Origin of the sequence: Streptomyces sp. A3M-1-3, assembly GCF_024213665.1 — a bacterium.
Classification (GTDB): domain Bacteria; phylum Actinomycetota; class Actinomycetes; order Streptomycetales; family Streptomycetaceae; genus Streptomyces.
Genome location: NZ_JANAVP010000044.1, coordinates 1 through 19957, shown reverse-complemented (window position 1 = coordinate 19957; position 19957 = coordinate 1). Strand labels below are relative to the sequence as shown.

Here is a 19957-nt window from a genome sequence, read left to right as displayed (position 1 = left end):
CCCCCGCGACGTACGTACCCAGGCACGAACGGAAAGGGCAGTCGCATGTCCCTGCGAGGGGAACCACGAACGAACACGGGCGAGCCGGGCGGATTGGGCGGGCCTGGCTGGTCCGGCGCCTCGGATGCGTCCGGCGCCTCGGGTGGCGCGTCGGGCGCCTCGGGTGGCGCCTCGGGCACGTCCAGCGCCTCGGGCGCGTCCGGCAGGAAGGGGCGGGCAGGAGGGGTGTTGCTCCTCGCGGGCGCGATGGCGCTTGCGCTCACCGCGACCGCGGTGGCGGTCGGCGGGACCGACCCCGCTCCGCCGCCCGCCGCCCGCACGGCACCGGCCGCCGACGCCCCGCTCGACCGGCTCGGCGCCGGTGAGCTGGCCAGGGGTGTCAAGGACCTCCAGGCGCATCTGCGGTCCCGGCCCAAGGACGCCCGCGCGTGGGCCACCCTGGGCACCGCTTACGTCGAGCAGGCCAGGACCGGCGGTGACCCGACCCGCTACCCGCAGGCCGCGAAGGCGTTCGCGCGCTCGCTGGAGCTTCAGCCGCGCGACAACGACGTGGCCTTCGCCGGGCGGGCCGCACTGGCCGCCGCCCGGCACGACTTCCGGGGCGCGCTGCGCGACTCCGGGCGGGCGCTGGCGGTCAACCCGTACAGCGAGCGCGCGCTGTCCTCCCGGATCGACGCCCTGGTCGAACTGGGCAGCTATCCCAAGGCGTTGGCCGCCGCCAAGGAGGCCGACACCCGCCGTCCGGGCATTCCCGTCTTCACGCGCTACGCGTACGTACTGGAGCTGCGCGGCGACGCGTTGGGGGCTCGCGGGGTACTCACGCGGGCCCTCGACTCGGCCTCGTCCCCCGCCGACACGGCGTACGTCGCGTCGGCCCTCGGGCAACTCGACTGGAGCCAGGGCCAGTACGACAGTGCCCTGCGGCACTTCGCGACCGCCCTGCGTGCCGACCCCGGCCACCTGCCGGCCCTGGAGGGCCGGGCCCGCGCCCAGGCGGCACGCGGCGACGCGGCGGCCGCCCGGAAGGGGCTGGAAGCGGTGGTGGCGCGCCACCCGCTGCCGGGGCAGCTCGTGGCGCTGGGCGAGCTGTACGAGGCGGAGGGGCGTACGGCCGACGCACGCGCCCAGTACGAACTGATCGGCACCTGGACCGCGCTGGCCCGCGCCAATGGCGTGAACACAGATCTGGACACCGCCCTCGCGCTGGCCGACCACGGCGACCGGGCGGAGGCGCTGCGCGCCGCCCGCGCCGAGTGGGGCAAGCGGCACACCGTCCACACCGCGGACGCGCTGGCGTGGGCGCTGCACGTCAACGGCCTTTCGGCGGAGGCGCTTTCGTACGTCGACCGGTCGGCGCCGGCCGGCAGCCGCAACGCGGTGTTCCTCTACCACCGGGGCATGATCGAGCGGGCGGCGGGTGAGAAGCGGGCCGCGCACCGCTCGCTCACCGCGGCGCTGGACATCAACCCGGCCTTCTCACCGACCGGTTCGCGGGCGGCCAGGGCCGCGCTCAAGTCGCTGGGGGCGTCATGAGGTGGCGCACCCGCGCCGTCGGCGCCGCGGTTCTGGTGGCCGGGGCGGCGCTCGCGGTGCTGCCCGCGGGAGCAGCCGCCGCGCATCCGCTGGGGAACTTCACGGTCAACCGGTACGACGGGCTGGTCGTCGCGCGGGGTGAGCTGCGGGTGGACCACGTCGAGGATCTGGCGGAGATCCCGGCGGCCCAGGCACGTTCGCGGATCGACCGGAACGGGGACAAGGAGATGTCCCCGGCCGAGCTTTCCGGCTGGGCCGGTGAGCGGTGCCGGGACGCCGCCCGCGACAGCCGGCTCACTGGCTCCGCAGCGCGCCGCGCACATCGGCGCCGAGGTCCTCGCCGCGCTGCGCGCCGCGCACGAGGCGGGCGTGCTGCACCGTGACGTCAAGCCCGGCAATGTGCTGATGTCCAACGACGGGCGGGTGGTGCTGACCGACTTCGGCATCGCGACGGTGGAGGGCAGTTCCGCGCTCACCATGACGGGCGAAGTCGTCGGCTCGCCCGAGTTCCTCGCCCCGGAGCGCGCGCTTGGCCGCCGGCCGGGCCCCGAGTCGGATCTGTGGTCGCTCGGTGTGCTGCTGTACGCGGCGGTGGAGGGCAGTTCGCCGTTCCGCCAGGACACCCCGCTGAGCACCCTGCGGGCCGTGGTGGACGAAGAGCTTCCGCCACCGCGCCGGGCCGGGCCGCTCACTCCCGTACTCGAGGGGCTGCTGCGCAAGGACCCGGCGGACCGGCTGCCGGCCGACGAGGCCGAGCGGATGCTACGGGTCGTCGGGGCAGGCGGCGCCCCACGCGCCGCTCCGCCACCGCCCTCGCCCTCCCCCGGTCCGTACGGGCCGACGGTCACGTCCGCGACACCCCCGGCCACGCCCCGCCTCCCCTCGCCCCTGCCGTCCGCGGCCGGCCCGGCCACGACGAACGCCACCGCCACGTCGGACGACCGCTCCCGGCGGGCCGCCCTGGTCCTGGCGGCCGGGGTGCTCGCGCTCCTCCTGGCGGTGGGCGGTATCGCGTGGGTACTGGTCAACGGCATGGGCGGCGACGGCAACACCGGCGGTACGACGGGCAGTCCGGGCGCCACGACGGGCGGCGGCGCAACAGGTGGGGCCGACACCGGAAGTACGACCGCCGGCACGCCGAGCGACACGGGCGACCCGGCCGGTACGAGCGGAACCCCCAGCGGCAACGGCACCACGACGGACGGTGGCGGCCATACGTCAAGCTCGCCGCCCGCACAGACCGTGGAGATCCACCTCCAGGCCGTACGCGGCAGCTACACCGGAGCCTGTCCGCCGCCGGAGGCGGACGCACCGGCGTTCACCGCCACGATCACGGTCGGCCGTACGCCGGCCACGGTGGAGTACCGCTGGGTGACGAGGAGCGGTGAGACGTCCGACGGCGCCTGGAAGACGCTCGACTTCGCCGCGGGCGGCAGCAGGACGCAGCAGGTGAACCACACCGAGCTGACGTACAAGCAGGGCGAGGTGCACCGCGACGAGATCTGGGTGGAGGCCGGGAAGCCGGTCAGGGCGAAGTCCGACGCGGTGGCGTTCTCGGTGACCTGTGAGGAGGAGACCCCGACGGGCGGCGCCTCCTCCTCCTACTCGCCGGAGTCGGTTACGCCACAGCCTTGAGGACGGGCAGGTAGCCGCCCGACTGTCCGGCTGAGGTGGGGTGGTAGGACTCGGCGATGTTGAGCCAGTTCACGCTGTGCAGCCAGGCACTGCCGGAGCAGATCTCGTGGCCGGTGAAGGTGGGGACGACGTCGCCGAAGGTGAAGCCGTGGTCGGCGGCGCGCTTGGCGGTGGCGCTGTTGAGGTGGTCCGCCGCGCTGTTGATGGCGGAGCGTTCCTTTTCGCTGAGCCCGGCGACGCAGGTGCCGCTGAGCTTGTAGAAGCGCGGGTATCCGAGGACGACGACATGGGCCGCGGGTGCCTTGGACCGGATCGCCGAGTAGACCTGGTCGAGCTTGCCGGGCAGCGTCGTGTCGACGTACCGGCGGGCTTCGTTGATGCGGTTGATGCAGTTGGTCTCGGACTGCAGCACGCAGGTGGTCATGACGTCGGAGAAGCCGGCGTCGTTGCCGCCGACGGTGATGCTGACGAGGTCGGTGGCGGCGCTGAGCGGGCCGAGCTGCCCGGCGAGAACATCACCCGTACGAGCGCCGGAGCAAGCGGTGAAGTGAAAGCTTGAGGGGGAATGGGCGGCTGCCCAACGGGCCGGATAGGCACGGGTGGTGCGCTTGCAGTTGCCACTCGCACTGTCGTACGCGCCGGCGCCGAGACCCGAGGAATACGAGTCGCCGAGCGCCACATAGGGCCCGGGAGCCGCCTGTTGAGCGGCGTGTGCCGCGCCGGACCCGGTGAGGGCTGCGACGGCGGCGAGGAGGAGTGAGGATGAGAATGCCGCGAATCGGGACAGTTTCATGGAACCTCCCTTAGCAGGATCTCTGCCACATCTGTCGTACCAAGACCCATGCGGTACGGGAAGTGTCCATGCCAAACCAGGCGTTTTGCCCGCTTCCGAATTGCCCTTGCGTGACGGGCCCATGACATCCCGTCAACTTGTGCCGTTCGCCGAACGCGACCTGCACATGCTGTTCACATCTTGACGACCCCTCATCTTCTGCGCGACATTGAAGCCCGGCATCAGGCGCGTCGGGGGGCAAAGTCGCCAATGCAGACGATCAGTGGCAAGCCAGGACCAGCAGGGCGTGACACCCTGCCCCTGCTCGCGGGCGCGGCGGCAGCCGTCGGAGGGGTCGGCGCCGTCCTCGCGTTCAGCGACAGCGAATCGCCACTGCGCGCTCCGTTCGCGCTCTTCTTTCTGATCACGATGCCTGCCACCGCAATCGGTTCGGCTTTGTCCGCAATGGAACTGCCGGCCCGTCTGGTGGCGTCGACAGCAGGGGCGGTGACCATCAATCTGCTGATCGCGCAGGTGATGTCGGCCATGAACACCGGGCCGATACGCGCCGGGATTCCGGCAGTTGCCGGAGTCAGCGCTCTCCTCTTCCTTCCGGCGCTTCTCCGCGCCCATGAAAGAAGGGTCAAAAACACAGAAACGTGAGACCTCAGTGCAGGTCTTGCCATACAGTCTCAATCATCAATACCGTCGTACATCCACCCGCATCGGACCATCATGCAAAGCGGCTCAGGGGAGGGCTCTAGCGTCGCGATGGTTTCCGGGGCGGGGCGCGGTAGGGGGGTGCCGTACTCGGTCACCGACTTGTGCCAACTTGTGCCAAGTCACGGGCCGACGCGGCCAGTTTTGCCAGCTCACCCAGCCAGTACGGTGCGCCATGCCGTCATGACCTGAGTGAGAACCCCCCTTTCGAACCGGACACTCATCCGGACTGCCCGGGGGCGGGCAGTCCACCGGACGAGAGGGAAAAGACTCATGAGCTCATTCCTTCGCCCTGCGATTCCGGGGCAAGATCCGTTAATCCTGCCGTCGCGGAACGGCAACACGTCCGAGACCGGCGCCGGCCGAATACCCGGCCAGTACCGACGGGTCTCCTCCCACCTCGCCATAGCGCCACCGGTGAGCGTTGTGATCCCCGCGATGAACGAGGCGGAGAATCTTCCCTACGTATTCAAGACCCTGCCCGACTGGATCCACGAAGTCGTTCTCGTCGACGGGAATTCGACGGACGACACGGTTCAGGTCGCACAAGATCTCTGGCCGGGCGTCAAGGTCGTAAAGCAGCGCGGAAAAGGCAAAGGCGATGCGCTGATCACCGGATTCGCCGCCTGCACGGGCGACATCATCGTGATGGTCGACGCGGACGGTTCGGCGGACGGCGGCGAGATCGTCTCCTATGTGTCGGCACTCGTCGGCGGAGCCGACTTCGCCAAGGGCTCCCGCTTCGCCAACGGCGGCGGTACGGACGACATGACGCCGGTCCGCAAGCTGGGCAACCGGGTCCTGTGTGCCGTCGTCAACGCCAAGTTCGGCGCGCGCTACACCGATCTCTGCTACGGCTACAACGCCTTCTGGCGCCACTGCCTCGACAAGATCTCGCTGGACTGCACCGGGTTCGAGGTCGAGACGCTGATGAACATCCGCGTCGTCAAGGCCGGGCTCAGAGTCCAGGAGATCCCGAGCCACGAGTACCTGCGGATCCACGGTGTCAGCAATCTGCGCGCCGTGCGTGACGGTCTGCGCGTTCTCAAGGTCATCCTCAAGGAACAGGGAACCCGCCGGCGCAGACGGCTCTCCCCGTCCCTCACTCTCAACGCCAACCGGGGAGAGGTGTCTTGAACCAGGCGGACATCTCCGTGGTGATCTGCGTCTACACCGAGGAGCGCTGGGAGGACATCCTCGCGGCGGTCTCCTCGGTGCGGTGCCAGTCCCTGCCCGCGCTCGAGACGCTGCTCGTGGTGGACCATAATCCGGCACTGCTGGAACGGCTCGGCGCGGAGTACAAGGAGTACAAGGAGACCAGGGCGGCGGTGCGGGTGCTCGCCAATGCGGGCCCCCGCGGCCTCTCCGCCGGCCGCAACACCGGAATCGCCGCCGCCAGGGGCTCGATCCTCGCGTTCCTCGACGACGACGCGGTCGCAGAGCGCGACTGGCTGCGCCACTTCGCCGCCGCGTACGCGGATCCCCGCGTGATGGCGGTCGGCGGCCGGACCATGCCGGTCTGGGCCTCGCGCCGCAGGCCCGCCTGGTTCCCCGAGGAATTCGACTGGGTCGTCGGCTGTACGTACCGGGGGCTGCCGGAGGGGAAGGTGCGGGTCCGCAACGTACTCGGCGGGAACGCCTCCTTCCGCAGGACGGCCTTCGACGCCGCCGGAGGCTTCGCCACGGGCATCGGCCGGGACGGCGACAAGCGGCCGCTGGGTTGCGAGGAGACCGAGCTGTGCATCCGGCTCAGCAAGGCGCTGCCGCAGGCGGTGCTGCTGATCGACGACCGGGCAGTCATCCATCACAAGGTCCCTGCGGTGCGGGAGCGGTTCGGCTACTTCCGCACCCGGGCGTACGCGGAAGGCCTGTCCAAGGCGCTGGTGGCCCGCAGTGTGGGTGCGGACAAGGGGCTCGAATCCGAGCGCCGCTACACCACCCGGGTGCTGCCCGCGGGCGTGGCGCGCGGGCTGCGCGACGCACTGCTCGGCCGCCCCGGCGGGGCAGGGCGGGCGGGCGCGATCGTCGCCGGCGTGGCGGCCGCGGCGGGCGGATATCTGCTCGGCAGCCTCCGCGCCCGCCGGGGAGGCACGACCTTCACGGCGGAGCCCATCGGTGGGCACGCACCGGGTTTGGCGGTGGTACCTCCGGTGCGCGGGCTGCCGGCCTCCGCCGGAGAGATCCGCGGACGAGGAGGGGACGCCGCATGACCACGGGGCACCCGGACCCCCCGGGATCCTCCGTGTCCGTATCCGGGACCGGGACGCGGACGCGGACGCGGACCACCATCCCCCCGGTGCCGATCCTGATGTACCACGCGGTCGCCCGCACCCCGGCGCCCGCGACCCATGGACTCTCAGTCACCCCGGAGGCGTTCGCCGAGCAGATGGACCTGCTCGGCGACCGCGGCTTCACCCCGCTGACCACAGCGCAACTGGCCGCTGCCTGGCGCTCCTTCGGAGCGTTGCCGCGGCGGCCCGTGCTGATCACCTTCGACGACGGTTACGAGGGCGTGCACCGGCACGCCCTCCCCGTCCTCGCCAAGCACGGCTTCGCCTCGACCCTGTTCGTCTCCACCGGCTGGCTGCGCGGCCCGGACGACTGCGGCGGCGCGCCCGACACCATGCTCGACTGGGACCAGGTACGCGAAATCGCCGCGGCCGGCACCGAGATCGGCGGACACAGCCACACCCATCCGCAGCTCGACCAACTCGCGGACGACCAGCTGACCTTCGAGATCCGGCGCTGCAACGAGATCATCGCCGGGCAGCTCGGGGCACCCCCGGTGTCCTTCGCCTACCCGTACGGTTACTCCAGCCGGCGGGTCCGGCGTACCGTTCGCGACGCCGGGTACGGGCAGTCGCTCGCGGTGGGCAACGCACTCGCGCGTCGCCGTCAGGGTCCGTATGCGCTGGAGCGGCTGACGGTACGGCGCCATACCGGGATCGAGGAGTTCGAGCGGCTGGTCGAGGGCCGGGCGATCGCCCGGAACTTCGCCCGCGACCGGGCCCTCACCAAGGGGTATGCGCTGGTACGGGCGGGCCGCAGGGTTTTCCGTACCAGCCGGAGGCCGGACCTGTGATACCGCGAAACCTGGGTGCAAAGGGCCTTGCCGTGCCGGATCATGGGCGCCATGTCTGCCAACCCTCATGACGCTCTGCCGGTCCGGCTCAACGTCGACGACAGCGATTCACCGTCCGATGTCGTCGACGCGCTGTTTCTCGGCCGCTTCGCGACGGGCGAGCAGCCGTACTCCCACAGTTCCTCGCTCGACCGGGTCAAGTCCGGTGTGACTCTGCTGCCGCCGGCCGCGAAGGTGCTGCGCTCGGCACGCGACGACGACCGCAGCGCCACTCTCGCCGAGGGCGAGGGCTGGACGCTGCTGGTCTCGCGCTGGAACCGGGGCGCCGATGTCACGGTGACCGCCGTCAGCGACATCCTGGCCGAGACGGTGCTGAAGCAGGCGACCGACGGTGCGCAGGACGAGCCCGAACCGCAGCCCGAGAACGTGACGATGGGGTTCTGGTACGTCTCGCCGCGCCGCGGCCCGCACCGGACCACCCGGCAGATCGCCGCCGGGACGTGGGCGGAGGTCCGGCCCAACTACACCGCGCCGGTGGCCGAGGCGATGGACCGGCTGATGAAGGTCACCCCCGACGACATCGCGGGCCGGCTGCTCCTCCTCCACGGCCCGCCGGGCACCGGCAAGACCTCGGCGCTGCGGACGCTGGCACGCTCGTGGCGCGACTGGTGCCAGGTCGACTGCGTACTCGACCCGGAGCGGCTGTTCAACGACGTCGGCTATCTGATGGACATCGCGATCGGTGAGGACGACGGCACGACGAAGGGCCGCTGGCGTCTGCTCCTCCTCGAAGACTGCGACGAACTGATCCGCGGCGAGGCCAAGCACACGGCGGGCCAGGCGCTGTCCCGGCTGCTGAACCTCACGGACGGGCTGCTCGGCCAGGGCCGCAATGTCCTGGTCGGCGTTACGACCAACGAGGACCTGGAACGCCTTCACCCCGCGGTCGTCCGCCCCGGCCGCTGCCTGGCCCGGATCGAGGTCGGCTCCCTGACGCACCGCGAAGCGGTGGACTGGCTCGGCACGGAGGAGGGCCTCGGCCGCGAAGGCGCAACCCTGGCCGAGCTGTACGCCCTACGCCGCGGCAACACCCCAGCCTCGGTCCCGCCCCAGCACCAGGAATCAGACGCGGGCCTGTACCTCTGACCCCGCCCAACAAGACACCCACGCGCTCGCGCCGCGAAGCGGGCGCGCCGGGGGGGCCGGGGGGCGTGCTCCCCGGTTTCGGAAAGGGGCGGGTAGCGGAATGCTCCGCTCCTACCTTGCGTACGCCGCTCGCAGGGCTTCCTCCACCGCCGCCCGCGCCGCGTCCCGGCCGAGCCCGAGGCGTACGGCCCGCTCCGCGTACGCCTGCGCCGCGGCCGCCGCCTCCCGCTCCGCCGCGTCGCCCGCCGCCGCGACGAACGTGCCGTTCCGGCCGCGCGTCTCGATAACGCCGTCGGACTCCAGCGCGCGGTACGCCTTGGCCACGGTGTTGGCCGCCAGCCCGAGTTCCTCGGCCAGCCCCCGTACGGTCGGCAGCTTGTAGCCCACGGGCAGCCTGCCCGAACGCGCCTGCCCGGCGATCTGCGTGCGCAGTTGCTCGTACGGAGCGGTCCCGGCGGCCGGGTCAATGGAGATCTTCAAGGTCACGGCCCGATTCTCGCAAAAATGGGAGGCGACCATGCCGGGACCGCACATAGCGTGCGCCCCATGACTGTGATCGTGCGTGATTTCCGCCCCGCCGACGCCGCCGACGCCGAAGGGGTCGTCCGCGTGCGACGCGCCGCACTCCCCTTCATGGTGACCACCCCCCGGGGCATCGCCTTCGAGGTCGCGAGCGCCAACCCGGCCAAACGCTTCCGACTCCTGGTCGCCGAGGAGCACGGCGAGGTAATCGGAACGGCTCAGGCGGGCATCGCGTACGACAGCACCGAGCCCGGCCAGTCCTTCGTCAATCCGTACGTCCATCCGGCGCACCGCGGCCGGGGCGCGGGTTCACTGCTCCTGCGTACCGCCGAGGAGTACCTCGCGGCCGCGGGCGCCACCGCCGTCTATTCCTGGGTGCTGGACGAGCCCGCGTTCCGGACCTTCGCCGAGCGCCGCGGCTACCGGCCGAGCCGCCCGGCCCACTTCCTGCGGCTTGACCTGGCGAACGGCACGCTGCCGCCGCTGTCCGAGCTGCCGCCGGGGGTGGAGCTGCGTACCGCCGCGGACTTCGCCGACGACCCGCGCCCCCTCTTCGAGGCCGATGCGGAGACCACCTCGGACGAGCCAAGCGACGTGGGCGCGGAGTTCACGGACTACGCGGACTGGCTGAGCCACACCTGGAACAACCCGTCCCTGGACCGCGAGCTGACCTCGGTCGTGGTGGTGGACGGCGAGGTCGCCGCGTTCAGCGCCGCGGAGACCGACGGACTCACCCGCTACTCGTCGGCCATGACCGGCACCCGCCGCGCCTTCCGCGGCCGGGGCCTGGCCAAGCTGGCCAAGAACGCCTCCCTGCACCGGGCCAGGGCGGCCGGCTACACGGAGGCGTTCACCGGCAACGACGCGGACAACGGTCCGATGCTCGCGGTCAACAAGTGGTTCGGCTACGAGATCTCGGCGACCGAGGTCAGGCACGTCAAGCAGCTGGGCGGCGGCAGCTGATGGGCGAGCTGACCGTCGCTCTCGTCAAGGGCGGGCGTACGAAGATCCGTTACCCGGCGACGCTGATCGCGGACGACGGCGACCGCATCACGGTCCGCGCCACCTGGGCCGCCGAGGGAACCCGGGACTTCGGCTTCGTCCGGTTCGAGCCGGGCGACGTCTTCACCGAGCACTTCTGGCGCCGCCGCTGGTACGCCGTGAAGGAGGTCCGCTCGGGGGACGGCACGCTGAAGGGCTGGTACTGCGACGTGACCAGGCCCGCCGTCGTCCGGGACGACGAGCTGGTGGTCGAGGACCTGGACCTCGACCTGTGGGTGTCGGCGGACCGGTCCTCCGTCCTGCGCCTGGACGAGGACGAGTTCGAGGCGAGCGGCCTGGCCGCCCGCGACCCGGAGGCCGCGGCACAGGCCCGCCGCGCCCTCGACACCCTCGAACTCCTGGCGCGGGAGGGCGGCTTCGACCGCCTGCTCAGCTGAGACGAGCGGGCGGGGCTCAGATCACCCTCGCCCTGCTCCCCCGCTCCGGGTCGTACGCGACGGCGTCCCCGTCCTCGTGCCAGTGCACGACGAACCGGTCACCGGCCCGGTACACGTCGCTCGCCGCCCCGGCGCAGGATCAAACGACCGGGTCACCGGTGACGAACACCCGCCCCGCCGCCACGTTCGCGTCGTGATCCGCCTCCATCGGGACCGGTTGGCTACCGATCCGTTCGATGTAGGGGTGGTAGGCCGCGTCGGTCACGGCCTTCACGGCGGGCACGTCGGCGGCGGTGGCGCGGCGGATGTCGTCGGTCATGCCGCTACGTTACGGCGGCGACGCAGGAGCAGCCTCTGCAGCCAGGGCCAGGCCAGCAGGACCACGATCACGGCGTACACGGTCACCGAGAAGGGCGTGTTGACCAGGCCCGTCACGCTGCCGTCGCTGATCTGCAGCGCGCGCCGCAGTTGCTGTTCCGCGGCCGGGCCGAGGATGACGCCGATGACGGCCGGCAGCACCGGCAGTCCGTACCGCCGCATGCCGAACCCCAGCAGGCCGATGGCCAGCAGGATCACCAGGTCGAGCGCCTCGCCGCCGACGGCGTACGCGCCGACCGCCGCGAAGAACAGGATGCCCGCGTACAGGTAGGGGCGCGGGATGCGCAGCAGCTTCGCCCACAGGGGGGCCAGTGGCAGGTTGAGGGCGAGCAGCAGCACCATGCCGACGAAGAGGGAGGCGATCAGGCCCCACACCAGGTCGGGTTCGCGTTCGAAGAGCAGCGGGCCGGGCTGGATACCGTACTGCTGGAAGGCGGCCAGCATCACGGCCGCGACGGCGGTGGTCGGCAGGCCCAGGGTCAGCATGGAGACGAGCGTGCCGGCGGCGGAGGCCGACGCCGCGGACTCGGGGCCCGCGACTCCCTCGATTGCGCCCTTGCCGAACTCCTCCTTGTGCTTGGAGAGCCGCTTCTCGGTGACGTACGAGAGGAAGGTCGGGATTTCCGCGCCGCCGGCCGGGATCGCGCCGAACGGGAAGCCGATGACCGGGCCGCGGAGCCAGGACTTCCAGGTGCGCTTGACGTCGGACCTGGCGAGCCAGGGGCGGCCGACCGGGATCGGCTCGCCCGTCGAGCGGCGCAGGTGCGCGGCGACCCACAGGGCCTCGCCGATCGCGAACAGACCGACCGCGACTATCACGACGTCGATGCCGTCGGCGAGTTGGAGTGAGCCGAAGGTGAGGCGCTGCTGTCCGGTCATCTGGTCGAGGCCGACCAGTCCGATGGTGAGGCCGATGAGCAGCGAGGCCGCGCCGCGGATGCGCGACGATCCCAGTACGGAGGTGACGGCGATGAAGGCCAGCACCATGATGGCGAAGTAGTCGGGCGCGCCGATGTCGACGGCGAGCGAGGCGACTGTGGGGGCGAGGGCGACCAGCAGGATGGTGCCGATCATGCCGCCCGCGAAGTGGCCGATGGCGGCGGCCGCGAGGGCCTGCGCCCCGCGCCCGGCGCGGGCCATCGGATTGCCTTCGATGGCGGCGACCACGGCCGCGCTCTCGCCGGGGGTGTTGAGCAGGATGGAGGTGGTGGAGCCGCCGAACATGGCGCCGTAGTAGATGCCGGCGAACATGATGAACGCGCCGGTGGGTTCGAGTCCGTACGTCACCGGCAGCAGCAGGGCCACCGCCATGGCGGGGCCGATGCCGGGCAGCACGCCGATGGCGGTACCGAGCAGGACCCCGATCGCCGCCCAGAGCAGGTTGACGGGGGTGAGGGCGGTACCGAAGCCGTCGAGCAGGGAGTTCAACGAATCCATGTCACAGCGCTCCCATCAGCGGGCCGCCGGGGAGCGGGACACCGAGCAGGTTGTTGAAGACGACGTAGGTGAGCAGGGAGAGCCCGGCCGCGATGAGCGGGTCGCGGTCGATGCGGCGGCTGCCGAGGGCGTACGCGGAGCCCCAGAAGAGCAGCGCGCCGGAGACCGGGAAGCCGAGGGGGCCGATGAGGACGGCGTTGCCGAGGAAGACTCCGGCGAGGAGCAGCACGGTCCGCCAGTCGCTGGGCTCGGAGAGGTCGATGTCCTCGCCGCCTTCGGCCTCGCCGCGGCCGCCGCGCAGGACGTCGACGGCGAGCAGCGCGGCAACGAGCAGGAGCGCCACGGCGACGACGACGGGGACGGTCTTCGGTCCGACGGGGCCGCGCTGGGCGATGTCGACGTTCATGGTGAGGGCGTCGGTGAGGACGAGGATGCCGAGCACCAGCAGTAGGACGCTGACGCCGAGTTCGGAGTGGTCGCGCAGCCATGAGGTGCGGCGCGGGGCGGCGGTATTCACGTCGGTGGCGTCGGTGGTCACAGCCCCAGCTCCTTCAGCACGGTGTCCACGCGCTTGTTCTGTTCGTCCAGGAAGTCGCCGAACTCGTCTCCCGTGAGGAAGGCGTCGTCCCAGCCGTTCTTCTTCAGCGACTCCTTCCACTGCGGGGAGTCGTGGAGCTTTTCGGCGAGGGCGATGAGCTTGTCCCGCTCCGTGTCGGAGAGTCCGGGCGGGGCGACGATGCCCCGCCAGTTGGTGAACTCCGTGTCGAGTCCGGCCTCGCGGAGGGTGGGGGCGTCGAGGCCGGGGACGCGCTCGGGGCCGGTGACGGCGAGCAGTCTGAGCTCGCCCGACCTGATCTGGTCGAGGTATTCGCCGACGCCGGAGACGCCGAAGGCGACCTTGTCGCCGAGGATCGAGGCGAGGAGCTCGCCGCCGCCGTCGAAGGGGATGTAGTTGACGGACTTGGGGGCGATCCCGGCCGCCTGTGCCATCAGCATGGGGGCGAGGTGGTCGGGGCCGCCGGGTGAGGATCCGCCGCCGACCGGCAGCTTGCCGGGGTTCTTCTTCCAGGCGTCGAGCAACTGCCCGATGGTCTTGTAGGGGGAGTCCTTGGAGACGACCACGATGTCCTGCTCCTCGGTGAGCCGGGCGATCGGGGTGGTGTCGGCCAGGGTCTTGGGGGCCTTGTTGGTGTGGACGGCGCCGACGACGCCGAGCCCCATGGACATGGCGAGTTTGCCGTTGCCGGGTTCGCTGACGAGCCGGGTGAGTCCGACGGTGCCGCCGGCGCCCGGCAGGTTGAACACCTCGATGTTGTGGGTGAGGCCGGCGTCCTCGGCGTTCTTGGCGGCGGTACGGGCTGTGATGTCGTATCCGCCGCCCGGTGTGTTGGGGACCATGAAGCGCAGGCCGGGGATCTGCGTGCCCGTGTCGGCGCCGCTGCCTGTGGTGAGCAGCGGTGGTCCGACGAGCACGAGCAGCGCCGCCCCGAGCAGGGCGAGGGGAGTGCGCAGTCGCACGTGTGCCACCACCTGTTCGTACGGGAATCTGTGTGAGGTGGCCCACATGTTGCCTGGGTGTTAGGAAGCTGTCTCTCTTCCGGAATCAACGGACGTTGTGGTCGTTGTGGTCGCGGCTTAGCCTGTCGCGGTGACAAAGGTGCTGGTCGTGGATGACGACTTCATGGTCGCCAGGCTGCACAGCCGCTATGTGTCCGCGACGGACGGGTTCACGGTCGTCGGGGTGGCCCACAGCGGCGCCGAAGCGCTGCGCGCGGCGGCCCGGCTGCGCCCGGATCTCGTACTCCTGGACATCTATCTGCCCGATATGACCGGGATCGAGGTACTGCGTGAGCTGCGTGCGGCGGAGCAGCGGGAAGGCAGGCCGAGTGTCGACGCCCTGTTCATCACGGCGGCCCGGGACGCCGGGATCATCCGGGCGGCCCTGCGGGCCGGGGCCCTGCACTATCTGATCAAACCGTTCAACCAGGCGGCGCTCCAGGAGCAGCTGCGCCACGTGGCCTCGCTGCGCTCGCGCCTGGACACCCTGGGCGAGGCGCGCCAGGAGGACGTCGACCAGATCTTCGGTACCCGGCCGCCCGGCTCGCGCGAGCTGCCGAAGGGCCTCGCGGCGCATACGGCGGAACTGGTGGAGCGCACGCTGCGCACGCACGCGGCGGGCCTGTCGGCTTCGGAGTGCGCGGAGGCGGGAGCGCTGTCGCGGGTGAGCGCGCGGCGCTACCTGGAGTTCTTCGCGGACACGGGCCGCGCGGAGGTGACGCTGCGGTACGGCGGCACGGGCCGCCCGGAACGCCGCTACCGGTGGGTGGGCTGAGCGCTCGCCCTTCCAGCCCTCGCGCTACGGTCCTACCATGTCTCGATCAGCGGAAACAGAAGCAGCAGCCGAACCATCGCCGGTCACGGCCGACGACGTCGACCAGGCCGTCCGGCTCGCCGTCACCACCCTCCGCGAGGCGCCCCCGGCGGCCTGGGCCAGCGAGGCCGGCTCGCTGGAGTGGACCTGCTGGGAGACCGTCGAGCACCTCAGCGACGACCTCTTCGCGTACGCCGCCCAACTGGGCCCCAAGCAACCGCCCTTGACCGGCGAAGTCCCGTTCATCTGGGAGAGCCGGCGGCCCGGCGGCCCGGCGAACGCCATCCACGCGGACCGCGCCGCAGGGCCCGCCGGCCTGTTGCAGGTACTGGAGGCGAGCGGCGCGCTGCTGGTCGCCATGGTGCGTACGACACCGGCGCAGGTCCGCGCGTACCACGGCTCCGGGGTGTCGGACCCGGAGGGCTTCGCCGCGATGGGCATCGTGGAGACCCTGGTGCACACCCACGACCTGGCCGAGGGCCTCGGGCTCCCCTGGGACCCGCCGGCCGATCTGTGCGCACGGGTACTCGCGCGCCTGTTCCCGGACGCTCCCGGGGACACGGCCCCCTGGCCCACCCTGCTGTGGTCCACGGGCCGCACGGAGCTCCCCGGACGCCCGCGCCTCACGACGTGGCGCTGGTACGGCGCGCCGAGGCGGCCGATCTCCTGAAGCGGGTGGTCAGGGCAGCGTTCCGCGGCTCACCACTACCAGGATCCCTGAACTCCGCTGAGGAACGCCGCGGTGGTCGCCACGAACCGGTCGGGATCGTCGAGCCATGGGAAGTGTCCGGCTCCGGACTGAATGACGAGTCTGGCGTTCGGGAACAGCTCGGTGAACTCGGCCATGGTGCGAGGAGGTGCTTGCAGATCAACCTCCCCGGCGAGCGGGAGCACCGGCGGCCCGAACCGTGCGAGCGCCGCGCGGGTGGCGTCCGGGTCGAAAGCGCCTTCGGCGCCTAAGGCAGTCGCGGCCTCCTTGTTCTTCTGCCCGTCCTCAGCAGCCTGATGGGCCTGAGAGACCTCGTCCCAGCGGCCATGGAAGAACGGTGCGACGGCCTGCCAGCGGTCGTCCGTCGCCTTGCCCGCAACGATCGCTTCCAAGGCCGCGAACGCTGTAGCGAACCACGGCTCGTCCTGTCGGAGCTGCGCGGTCTCGCGCCGGACGTCTCCAGTGATCGCGATCCCGACGGCCCTGGTACTCGGCGTGATCAGCGCGAGCTTGCTGACGTGTTCCGGATGCCGGCCCACATACAGCGCCGCCAGATTCGCACCCGCGGAATGCGCGAGCAGGTCCATTCTTTCGAGGCCGAGGTGCTCGCGCAGGGCGTCAACGTCATCGACGAGTTGGTCGCAACGGTAGGAGGCGGCGCTCTTCGGTATCGCCGACTGGCCGGTGCCCCGAAGATCCAGCGTGATCAACTGTCGGTGCGCGGAAAGGCCGCCCAGGTCGCCGAGGTAGACGGATGCCTGCATCGGCCCGCCGGGCAGGCAGACCAGAGGAGCGCCGTTTCCAAACACGTGGTAGGCAAGCTTGGTTCCGTCCTGCGCGGAGAAGGTAGGCATGGCCAAGACCCTGTCAGCGGCGCTCAGGCAGAGCAACTGGGTTGCCCGACAGGCACTCATGGCTGCAGCCATTGAGTCAGCCGGCCCCAAGTTGCGTACCACCGTTCGAACCCGGAGGTCGGGGGTCCTGTCGGCGTCCTACCTGAGGGCCCGCTTAGCGTCGCCTTAAAGCGACCATAAGGATCTCCTCCGGGCCGTCCCAGCAGGCGATTTCGGGGTTTCCAGCGGCTAGCTTGCTGATCGCCGGGGCGGGTTTCGGTCCGTCGGCGCCGTCTTCGGGGGGTGGCGCCGGCGGGGCCGAGGCGCCCCTCCCTGCCACCGAACCTGTGCCGCTGTCGAAGGAGATCCCCCATGACCGCTCGCCGTACGGCCACCGGCGTCGCCGCTCTCGGCTTCGCGCCGCTGGCGCTGGCCGCGCTCGCCGCCGGGCCCGCCGCCGCCCACGGGGCGATGACGGACCCGGTCAGCCGGGTGTCGGCCTGTTTCGCGGAGGGGCCGGAGGGCCCGGAGTCGGCGGCGTGCAAGGCGGCCGTCGCGGCGAGCGGCACGCAGGCGTTCTACGACTGGAACGAGGTCAACATCGCCAACGCGGCCGGCAACCACAAGTCGCTGATCCCGGACGGCAAGCTCTGTTCCGCGGGCCGGGACAAGTACAAGGGGCTGGATCTGGCGCGGGCCGACTGGCCGTCGAGCAAGCTGTCCTCGGGCGCGCACACCTTCCGCTACAAGGCGACCGCCCCGCACAAGGGGTCCTTCGAGCTGTACATCACGAAGGACGGCTACGACCCGTCGAAGCCGCTGAAGTGGTCCGACCTGGAGTCGGAGCCCTTCGCGACGGTTACCAACCCGAAGCTGGAGAACGGCGCCTATGTCTTCGACGGGACCGTTCCGGGCAAGTCCGGCCGGCACCTGATCTACAGCATCTGGCAGCGGTCGGACAGCCCGGAGGCCTTCTACACCTGCTCCGACGTGGTGTTCGGCAAGGACACCGGCGGGTCGGGAGCCGGTGGCGGTTCCGGTGAGACCGCCCCCGCCCCGACCGCCTCCGCTCCCACGGACGAGGAGATCGAGGACGGGACCGGCGAGTCCGGCGCCGGTACGGAGTCCAGCGCTCCCGCCACGGAGACGACCGAGGAGACGACCGAGGAGGCGGCCGGGAACGAGCCGGCCGCCAATGGTTCCGCCACTCCGGCCGCCGACGGCGAGAACCTCGCCAAGACCGGCGGCGACAGCACCACCTCCACGCTCGCGATCGGTGGTGCGGCCGCCCTCGCCGTCGGCGCCGCGGTACTGTTCGCCTCGGTCCGCCGGAAGGCCGTCACCGGCGGCCGTCACACCCGCTGAGGCACCGGCTCTCCAGAAAGGACCGCCTGCGCGTCAGTGGAAGACCGACGCGCAGGTGGTCCTCTTCGCGTGGGCGGGGTCGAGCGCGTTGGCCGCCTCGTGGAAGGCGATCCGGTCGATCAGCCCGATCGCGACGTGTTCGGAGATGTCGACCGGACACAGGTCCTGGAGCAGGACGTTGCGGACGCCGGGGCCGTCGAGGTACTGGCTCCGGTACGGGGTGACGACCTGGTCGTACTTGGTGGCGATGACGGTGTACCGCACGCCGGGGACGGTGTCGCCGCCGTCGTTGAGTTTGGTCAGGAAGGCGGAGCCCGCCACCTGGTCGGCGAGTCCGGGGGTGGCGGAGCTGAGCAGGTCCTCCGCGCCGGGGAAGTACGGGAGCAGTTTCGTCAGCCCCAGCAGGGTGGTGCCGTGGTTGTCGGGGGCCAGGCCGACGAGGGCGTTGACCTTGTCGGCGCCGCCCAGGAACTTGAGGTAGTAACGCGGCATCATGCCGCCCTGGGAGTGGCCGACGAGGTCGGCTTCGGCGGCGCCGGAGGCGGCGAGCACTTTGTCTACGAAAGCGTCGAGCTGTTCGGCCGACTTGTCGATGGGACCGAGGCCGTGGAAGAACGGCACGCCGGGCAGTTGACCGTAGTCCAGCGAGTAGACGCAGTAGCCGCGGTGCACCAAGTAGGGGGCGAGGCCGAGCCAGTTGTCGACGGAGTTGCCGAAGGTGCCGTGCACCAGGACGACGGGCCGGGGGTGGGCGGCGGAGGGCTTGCAGGAGTAGTTGTTCCAGCCGCTGCTGGGCGCGGCGGCCGCGCCTGCGGGTGCGGGGGCGGCGGTGACGGCGGTGAAGGCCAGGAGCAGGGCGGCCAGGGGTCTGAGGACTCGTTTCCAGGGCAGCATCGGGTGATCTCCTTGCGGCTCAAGGGGAATTGCGATGGGGGATTCGCCCTGTGATCCGGATCACAAGAATGCTGTGCTCACGTCAAATTACGCGCGAGTAGTAAAAGTGTGAAGTTACGCGTCGGTAAAAACCTGGCAGGCCGTCACCAGGTGGGCCGCACCGGCCCGTTGGGGGCGATACGCAGCAGGTCGTCGCACAGTGCGCGGGCCCGCCGCTCGCCGAGCAGCTCGGTCCACGGCCGTACGGCATCGGCCGCCGCGGCCTCCGCCGCCCGGGTGCACTCCCAGCCGCGGTCGGTGAGGACGACCAGCCGGGCGCGCGCGTCGTCCGGGTGCGGGCGGCGCTCCGCGTAGCCCTTGCGTACGAGCTCGTCGACGAGCTGGCTCGCCGCCTGCTTGGTCACCCCGAGGTGCTCGGCCAGGTCGGTGGCGGTTGCGCCGGCGGGGGCGAGCCGGGCGAAGGCGAAGCCGTGGGCCGGGCGGAGCCCTTCGTGGCCGCGGGCGACGACGCCCGTGTGGATCCGCTGAGTGAGCTCGCCGGCGGCGGCGAGCAGGGCGGCGGAGAGGGCCATGGCATCGCGATCGTTCACGGATACAGCTTGACATAGTAGTCAAGCAGCTTGAATATATAGTCAAGTTGCTTGACTAAGTTGCTTGACTATCCGGGAGAGACCTTGCCTGTTGTCCGTACGTCCGATGCCGTCGTCCACGAGATCCACGGCACCCGTTTTCTCTCGTACGCCACACCCGCCCGCGGCAGCAGGGAGCTGTGCGCCTGGCGGGGCGAGATCCCGGCGGGGACCTCCTCGCCGGTGCACACCGTCACACGCGAGGAGATCTTCTACCTGCTCAGCGGCGCGGTGGAGGTCACCCTCGACGGCCGCACCGAACCGCTCGCCCCCGGCGACGCGGCCGTCATCAACGCCGGCGTGCCGGTGCAGATCCACAACCGGGGTACGGAGACGGCCATCGCCTGGGTCACCACCTCCGTCGGCATGGAGGTCGACCTGGAGGACGGCACCCACCTCGCTCCCCCGTGGGCGAACTAGGGTCTGTTGCGAAAGTGCTGGTCGCAGAAGTGCGTTGTCGGTCGTGTTGTGCTTGCATACCCCGGTGAATCG

General features: G+C 71.0%; 22 protein-coding genes and 1 pseudogene. 14 read left to right on the top strand and 9 right to left on the bottom strand.

Features of this window, described 5'->3' with window-relative positions:
• The first annotated feature begins 225 nt into the window (after nt 1-225).
• Genes NLX86_RS32135 through NLX86_RS32125 form a run of 3 tightly spaced genes read left to right on the top strand, consistent with a single transcriptional unit; the run spans nt 226 to nt 3168 of the window.
• Nucleotides 226-1533, top strand: a complete 1308-nt coding sequence (locus NLX86_RS32135) for a tetratricopeptide repeat protein (RefSeq protein WP_308409668.1) — start codon at nt 226-228, stop codon at nt 1531-1533.
• On the top strand, nt 1530-1916 hold the full coding sequence (locus NLX86_RS32130; RefSeq protein ID WP_374214009.1) for a hypothetical protein: 387 nt from the start codon (nt 1530-1532) through the stop codon (nt 1914-1916). Before NLX86_RS32135 ends, NLX86_RS32130 begins: the two co-directional genes overlap by 4 nt.
• Nucleotides 1831-3168 (top strand): serine/threonine-protein kinase, encoded by a 1338-nt coding sequence (locus NLX86_RS32125; protein WP_302062010.1) that lies wholly within the window; start codon nt 1831-1833, stop codon nt 3166-3168. The genes NLX86_RS32130 and NLX86_RS32125 overlap by 86 nt, the downstream gene beginning before the upstream one ends.
• Here NLX86_RS32125 and NLX86_RS32120 read toward each other — a convergent pair.
• The gene (locus tag NLX86_RS32120; protein ID WP_254375343.1) at nt 3152-3961 is read right to left on the bottom strand and encodes an SGNH/GDSL hydrolase family protein; all 810 of its coding nucleotides are present in this window, start codon (nt 3959-3961) and stop codon (nt 3152-3154) included. The two genes, NLX86_RS32125 and NLX86_RS32120, sit on opposite strands and share 17 nt — an antisense overlap.
• 249 nt (nt 3962-4210) lie before the next feature.
• Between NLX86_RS32120 and NLX86_RS32115 the strand changes: the two genes are divergently transcribed.
• The 5 genes from NLX86_RS32115 (at nt 4211) to NLX86_RS32095 (ending at nt 8888) form a co-directional block, all read left to right on the top strand.
• The gene (locus NLX86_RS32115; RefSeq protein ID WP_254375342.1) at nt 4211-4603 is read left to right on the top strand and encodes a hypothetical protein; all 393 of its coding nucleotides are present in this window, start codon (nt 4211-4213) and stop codon (nt 4601-4603) included.
• 330 nt (nt 4604-4933) lie between these two features.
• Entirely contained in the window at nt 4934-5797 is an 864-nt protein-coding gene (locus tag NLX86_RS32110; protein ID WP_254375341.1) for a glycosyltransferase family 2 protein, read from the top strand.
• Nucleotides 5794-6870, top strand: coding sequence for a glycosyltransferase family 2 protein (locus NLX86_RS32105; RefSeq protein WP_254375340.1), 1077 nt, complete (start codon nt 5794-5796; stop codon nt 6868-6870). The genes NLX86_RS32110 and NLX86_RS32105 overlap by 4 nt, the downstream gene beginning before the upstream one ends.
• A 98-nt stretch (nt 6871-6968) precedes the next feature.
• Nucleotides 6969-7742, top strand: coding sequence for a polysaccharide deacetylase family protein (locus NLX86_RS32100; protein ID WP_254375366.1), 774 nt, complete (start codon nt 6969-6971; stop codon nt 7740-7742).
• Between the two features lie 42 nt (nt 7743-7784).
• The gene (locus NLX86_RS32095) at nt 7785-8888 is read left to right on the top strand and encodes a DUF5925 domain-containing protein (protein WP_374214008.1); all 1104 of its coding nucleotides are present in this window, start codon (nt 7785-7787) and stop codon (nt 8886-8888) included.
• Between the two features lie 111 nt (nt 8889-8999).
• Here NLX86_RS32095 and NLX86_RS32090 read toward each other — a convergent pair whose 3' ends face one another.
• Complete coding sequence (locus tag NLX86_RS32090) at nt 9000-9374, bottom strand: GntR family transcriptional regulator (RefSeq protein ID WP_254375338.1); 375 nt, start codon at nt 9372-9374, stop codon at nt 9000-9002.
• A 60-nt stretch (nt 9375-9434) separates the two neighbouring features.
• Between NLX86_RS32090 and NLX86_RS32085 the strand changes: the two genes are divergently transcribed.
• A complete protein-coding gene (locus tag NLX86_RS32085) occupies nt 9435-10373 on the top strand; it encodes a GNAT family N-acetyltransferase (RefSeq protein ID WP_254375337.1) in 939 nt (312 codons plus the stop codon).
• Nucleotides 10373-10849, top strand: coding sequence for a DUF402 domain-containing protein (locus NLX86_RS32080; protein WP_254375336.1), 477 nt, complete (start codon nt 10373-10375; stop codon nt 10847-10849). The genes NLX86_RS32085 and NLX86_RS32080 overlap by 1 nt, the downstream gene beginning before the upstream one ends.
• 142 nt (nt 10850-10991) lie before the next feature.
• On the opposite strand, the pseudogene NLX86_RS32075 reads toward NLX86_RS32080, so the two are convergent.
• From NLX86_RS32075 to NLX86_RS32060, 4 genes and pseudogenes are all read right to left on the bottom strand, one after another.
• Nucleotides 10992-11168: pseudogene (locus NLX86_RS32075) on the bottom strand (GNAT family N-acetyltransferase); the annotation flags it as partial.
• Entirely contained in the window at nt 11165-12664 is a 1500-nt protein-coding gene (locus NLX86_RS32070) for a tripartite tricarboxylate transporter permease (protein ID WP_254375335.1), read from the bottom strand. The pseudogene NLX86_RS32075 and the gene NLX86_RS32070, both read right to left, overlap by 4 nt.
• A 1-nt stretch (nt 12665) precedes the next feature.
• Nucleotides 12666-13202, bottom strand: coding sequence for a tripartite tricarboxylate transporter TctB family protein (locus NLX86_RS32065; RefSeq protein ID WP_254375334.1), 537 nt, complete (start codon nt 13200-13202; stop codon nt 12666-12668).
• Nucleotides 13199-14182 carry a tripartite tricarboxylate transporter substrate binding protein gene (locus NLX86_RS32060; RefSeq protein ID WP_254375365.1) on the bottom strand — a complete coding sequence of 328 codons (984 nt, stop codon included), beginning with the start codon at nt 14180-14182 and terminating at the stop codon, nt 13199-13201. Before NLX86_RS32060 ends, NLX86_RS32065 begins: the two co-directional genes overlap by 4 nt.
• 130 nt (nt 14183-14312) lie before the next feature.
• Here NLX86_RS32060 and NLX86_RS32055 point away from each other — a divergent pair, with 130 nt between their 5' ends.
• Entirely contained in the window at nt 14313-14996 is a 684-nt protein-coding gene (locus NLX86_RS32055; protein WP_254375333.1) for a response regulator, read from the top strand.
• Nucleotides 14997-15033: 37 nt separating this feature from the next.
• Complete coding sequence (locus tag NLX86_RS32050) at nt 15034-15705, top strand: maleylpyruvate isomerase N-terminal domain-containing protein (RefSeq protein WP_254375332.1); 672 nt, start codon at nt 15034-15036, stop codon at nt 15703-15705.
• Between the two features lie 35 nt (nt 15706-15740).
• Here the strand turns inward: NLX86_RS32050 and NLX86_RS32045 are convergent, their stop codons facing one another.
• The gene (locus NLX86_RS32045) at nt 15741-16598 is read right to left on the bottom strand and encodes an alpha/beta fold hydrolase (RefSeq protein WP_254375331.1); all 858 of its coding nucleotides are present in this window, start codon (nt 16596-16598) and stop codon (nt 15741-15743) included.
• Nucleotides 16599-16949: 351 nt separating this feature from the next.
• Here NLX86_RS32045 and NLX86_RS32040 point away from each other — a divergent pair, with 351 nt between their 5' ends.
• Nucleotides 16950-17942, top strand: a complete 993-nt coding sequence (locus tag NLX86_RS32040; protein WP_254375330.1) for a lytic polysaccharide monooxygenase — start codon at nt 16950-16952, stop codon at nt 17940-17942.
• A gap of 33 nt (nt 17943-17975) precedes the next feature.
• Here the strand turns inward: NLX86_RS32040 and NLX86_RS32035 are convergent, their stop codons facing one another.
• Together NLX86_RS32035 and NLX86_RS32030 are read right to left on the bottom strand one after the other, a co-directional pair.
• Nucleotides 17976-18836, bottom strand: coding sequence for a triacylglycerol lipase (locus tag NLX86_RS32035; RefSeq protein WP_254375329.1), 861 nt, complete (start codon nt 18834-18836; stop codon nt 17976-17978).
• 143 nt (nt 18837-18979) lie between these two features.
• Entirely contained in the window at nt 18980-19408 is a 429-nt protein-coding gene (locus NLX86_RS32030; RefSeq protein WP_302062006.1) for a MarR family winged helix-turn-helix transcriptional regulator, read from the bottom strand.
• Nucleotides 19409-19510: 102 nt separating this feature from the next.
• On the opposite strand from NLX86_RS32030, the gene NLX86_RS32025 reads away from it, so the two are divergent.
• A complete protein-coding gene (locus NLX86_RS32025) occupies nt 19511-19885 on the top strand; it encodes a cupin domain-containing protein (RefSeq protein WP_254375364.1) in 375 nt (124 codons plus the stop codon).
• Nucleotides 19886-19957: the final 72 nt, after the last annotated feature.

Bases quoted from the DNA above. Each gene is read 5' to 3' on its own strand.
- NLX86_RS32130 (WP_374214009.1), top strand. From the start codon at position 1,530: ATGAGGTGGCGCACCCGCGCCGTCGGCGCCGCGGTTCTGGTGGCCGGG.
- NLX86_RS32120 (WP_254375343.1), bottom strand. From the start codon at position 3,961: ATGAAACTGTCCCGATTCGCGGCATTCTCATCCTCACTCCTCCTCGCC.
- NLX86_RS32115 (WP_254375342.1), top strand. From the start codon at position 4,211: ATGCAGACGATCAGTGGCAAGCCAGGACCAGCAGGGCGTGACACCCTG.
- NLX86_RS32110 (WP_254375341.1), top strand. From the start codon at position 4,934: ATGAGCTCATTCCTTCGCCCTGCGATTCCGGGGCAAGATCCGTTAATC.
- NLX86_RS32100 (WP_254375366.1), top strand. From the start codon at position 6,969: ATGTACCACGCGGTCGCCCGCACCCCGGCGCCCGCGACCCATGGACTC.
- NLX86_RS32095 (WP_374214008.1), top strand. From the start codon at position 7,785: ATGGGCGCCATGTCTGCCAACCCTCATGACGCTCTGCCGGTCCGGCTC.
- NLX86_RS32085 (WP_254375337.1), top strand. From the start codon at position 9,435: ATGACTGTGATCGTGCGTGATTTCCGCCCCGCCGACGCCGCCGACGCC.
- NLX86_RS32080 (WP_254375336.1), top strand. From the start codon at position 10,373: ATGGGCGAGCTGACCGTCGCTCTCGTCAAGGGCGGGCGTACGAAGATC.
- NLX86_RS32070 (WP_254375335.1), bottom strand. From the start codon at position 12,664: ATGGATTCGTTGAACTCCCTGCTCGACGGCTTCGGTACCGCCCTCACC.
- NLX86_RS32050 (WP_254375332.1), top strand. From the start codon at position 15,034: ATGTCTCGATCAGCGGAAACAGAAGCAGCAGCCGAACCATCGCCGGTC.
- NLX86_RS32045 (WP_254375331.1), bottom strand. From the start codon at position 16,598: ATGCCTACCTTCTCCGCGCAGGACGGAACCAAGCTTGCCTACCACGTG.
- NLX86_RS32040 (WP_254375330.1), top strand. From the start codon at position 16,950: ATGACCGCTCGCCGTACGGCCACCGGCGTCGCCGCTCTCGGCTTCGCG.
- NLX86_RS32035 (WP_254375329.1), bottom strand. From the start codon at position 18,836: ATGCTGCCCTGGAAACGAGTCCTCAGACCCCTGGCCGCCCTGCTCCTG.
- NLX86_RS32030 (WP_302062006.1), bottom strand. From the start codon at position 19,408: ATGGCCCTCTCCGCCGCCCTGCTCGCCGCCGCCGGCGAGCTCACTCAG.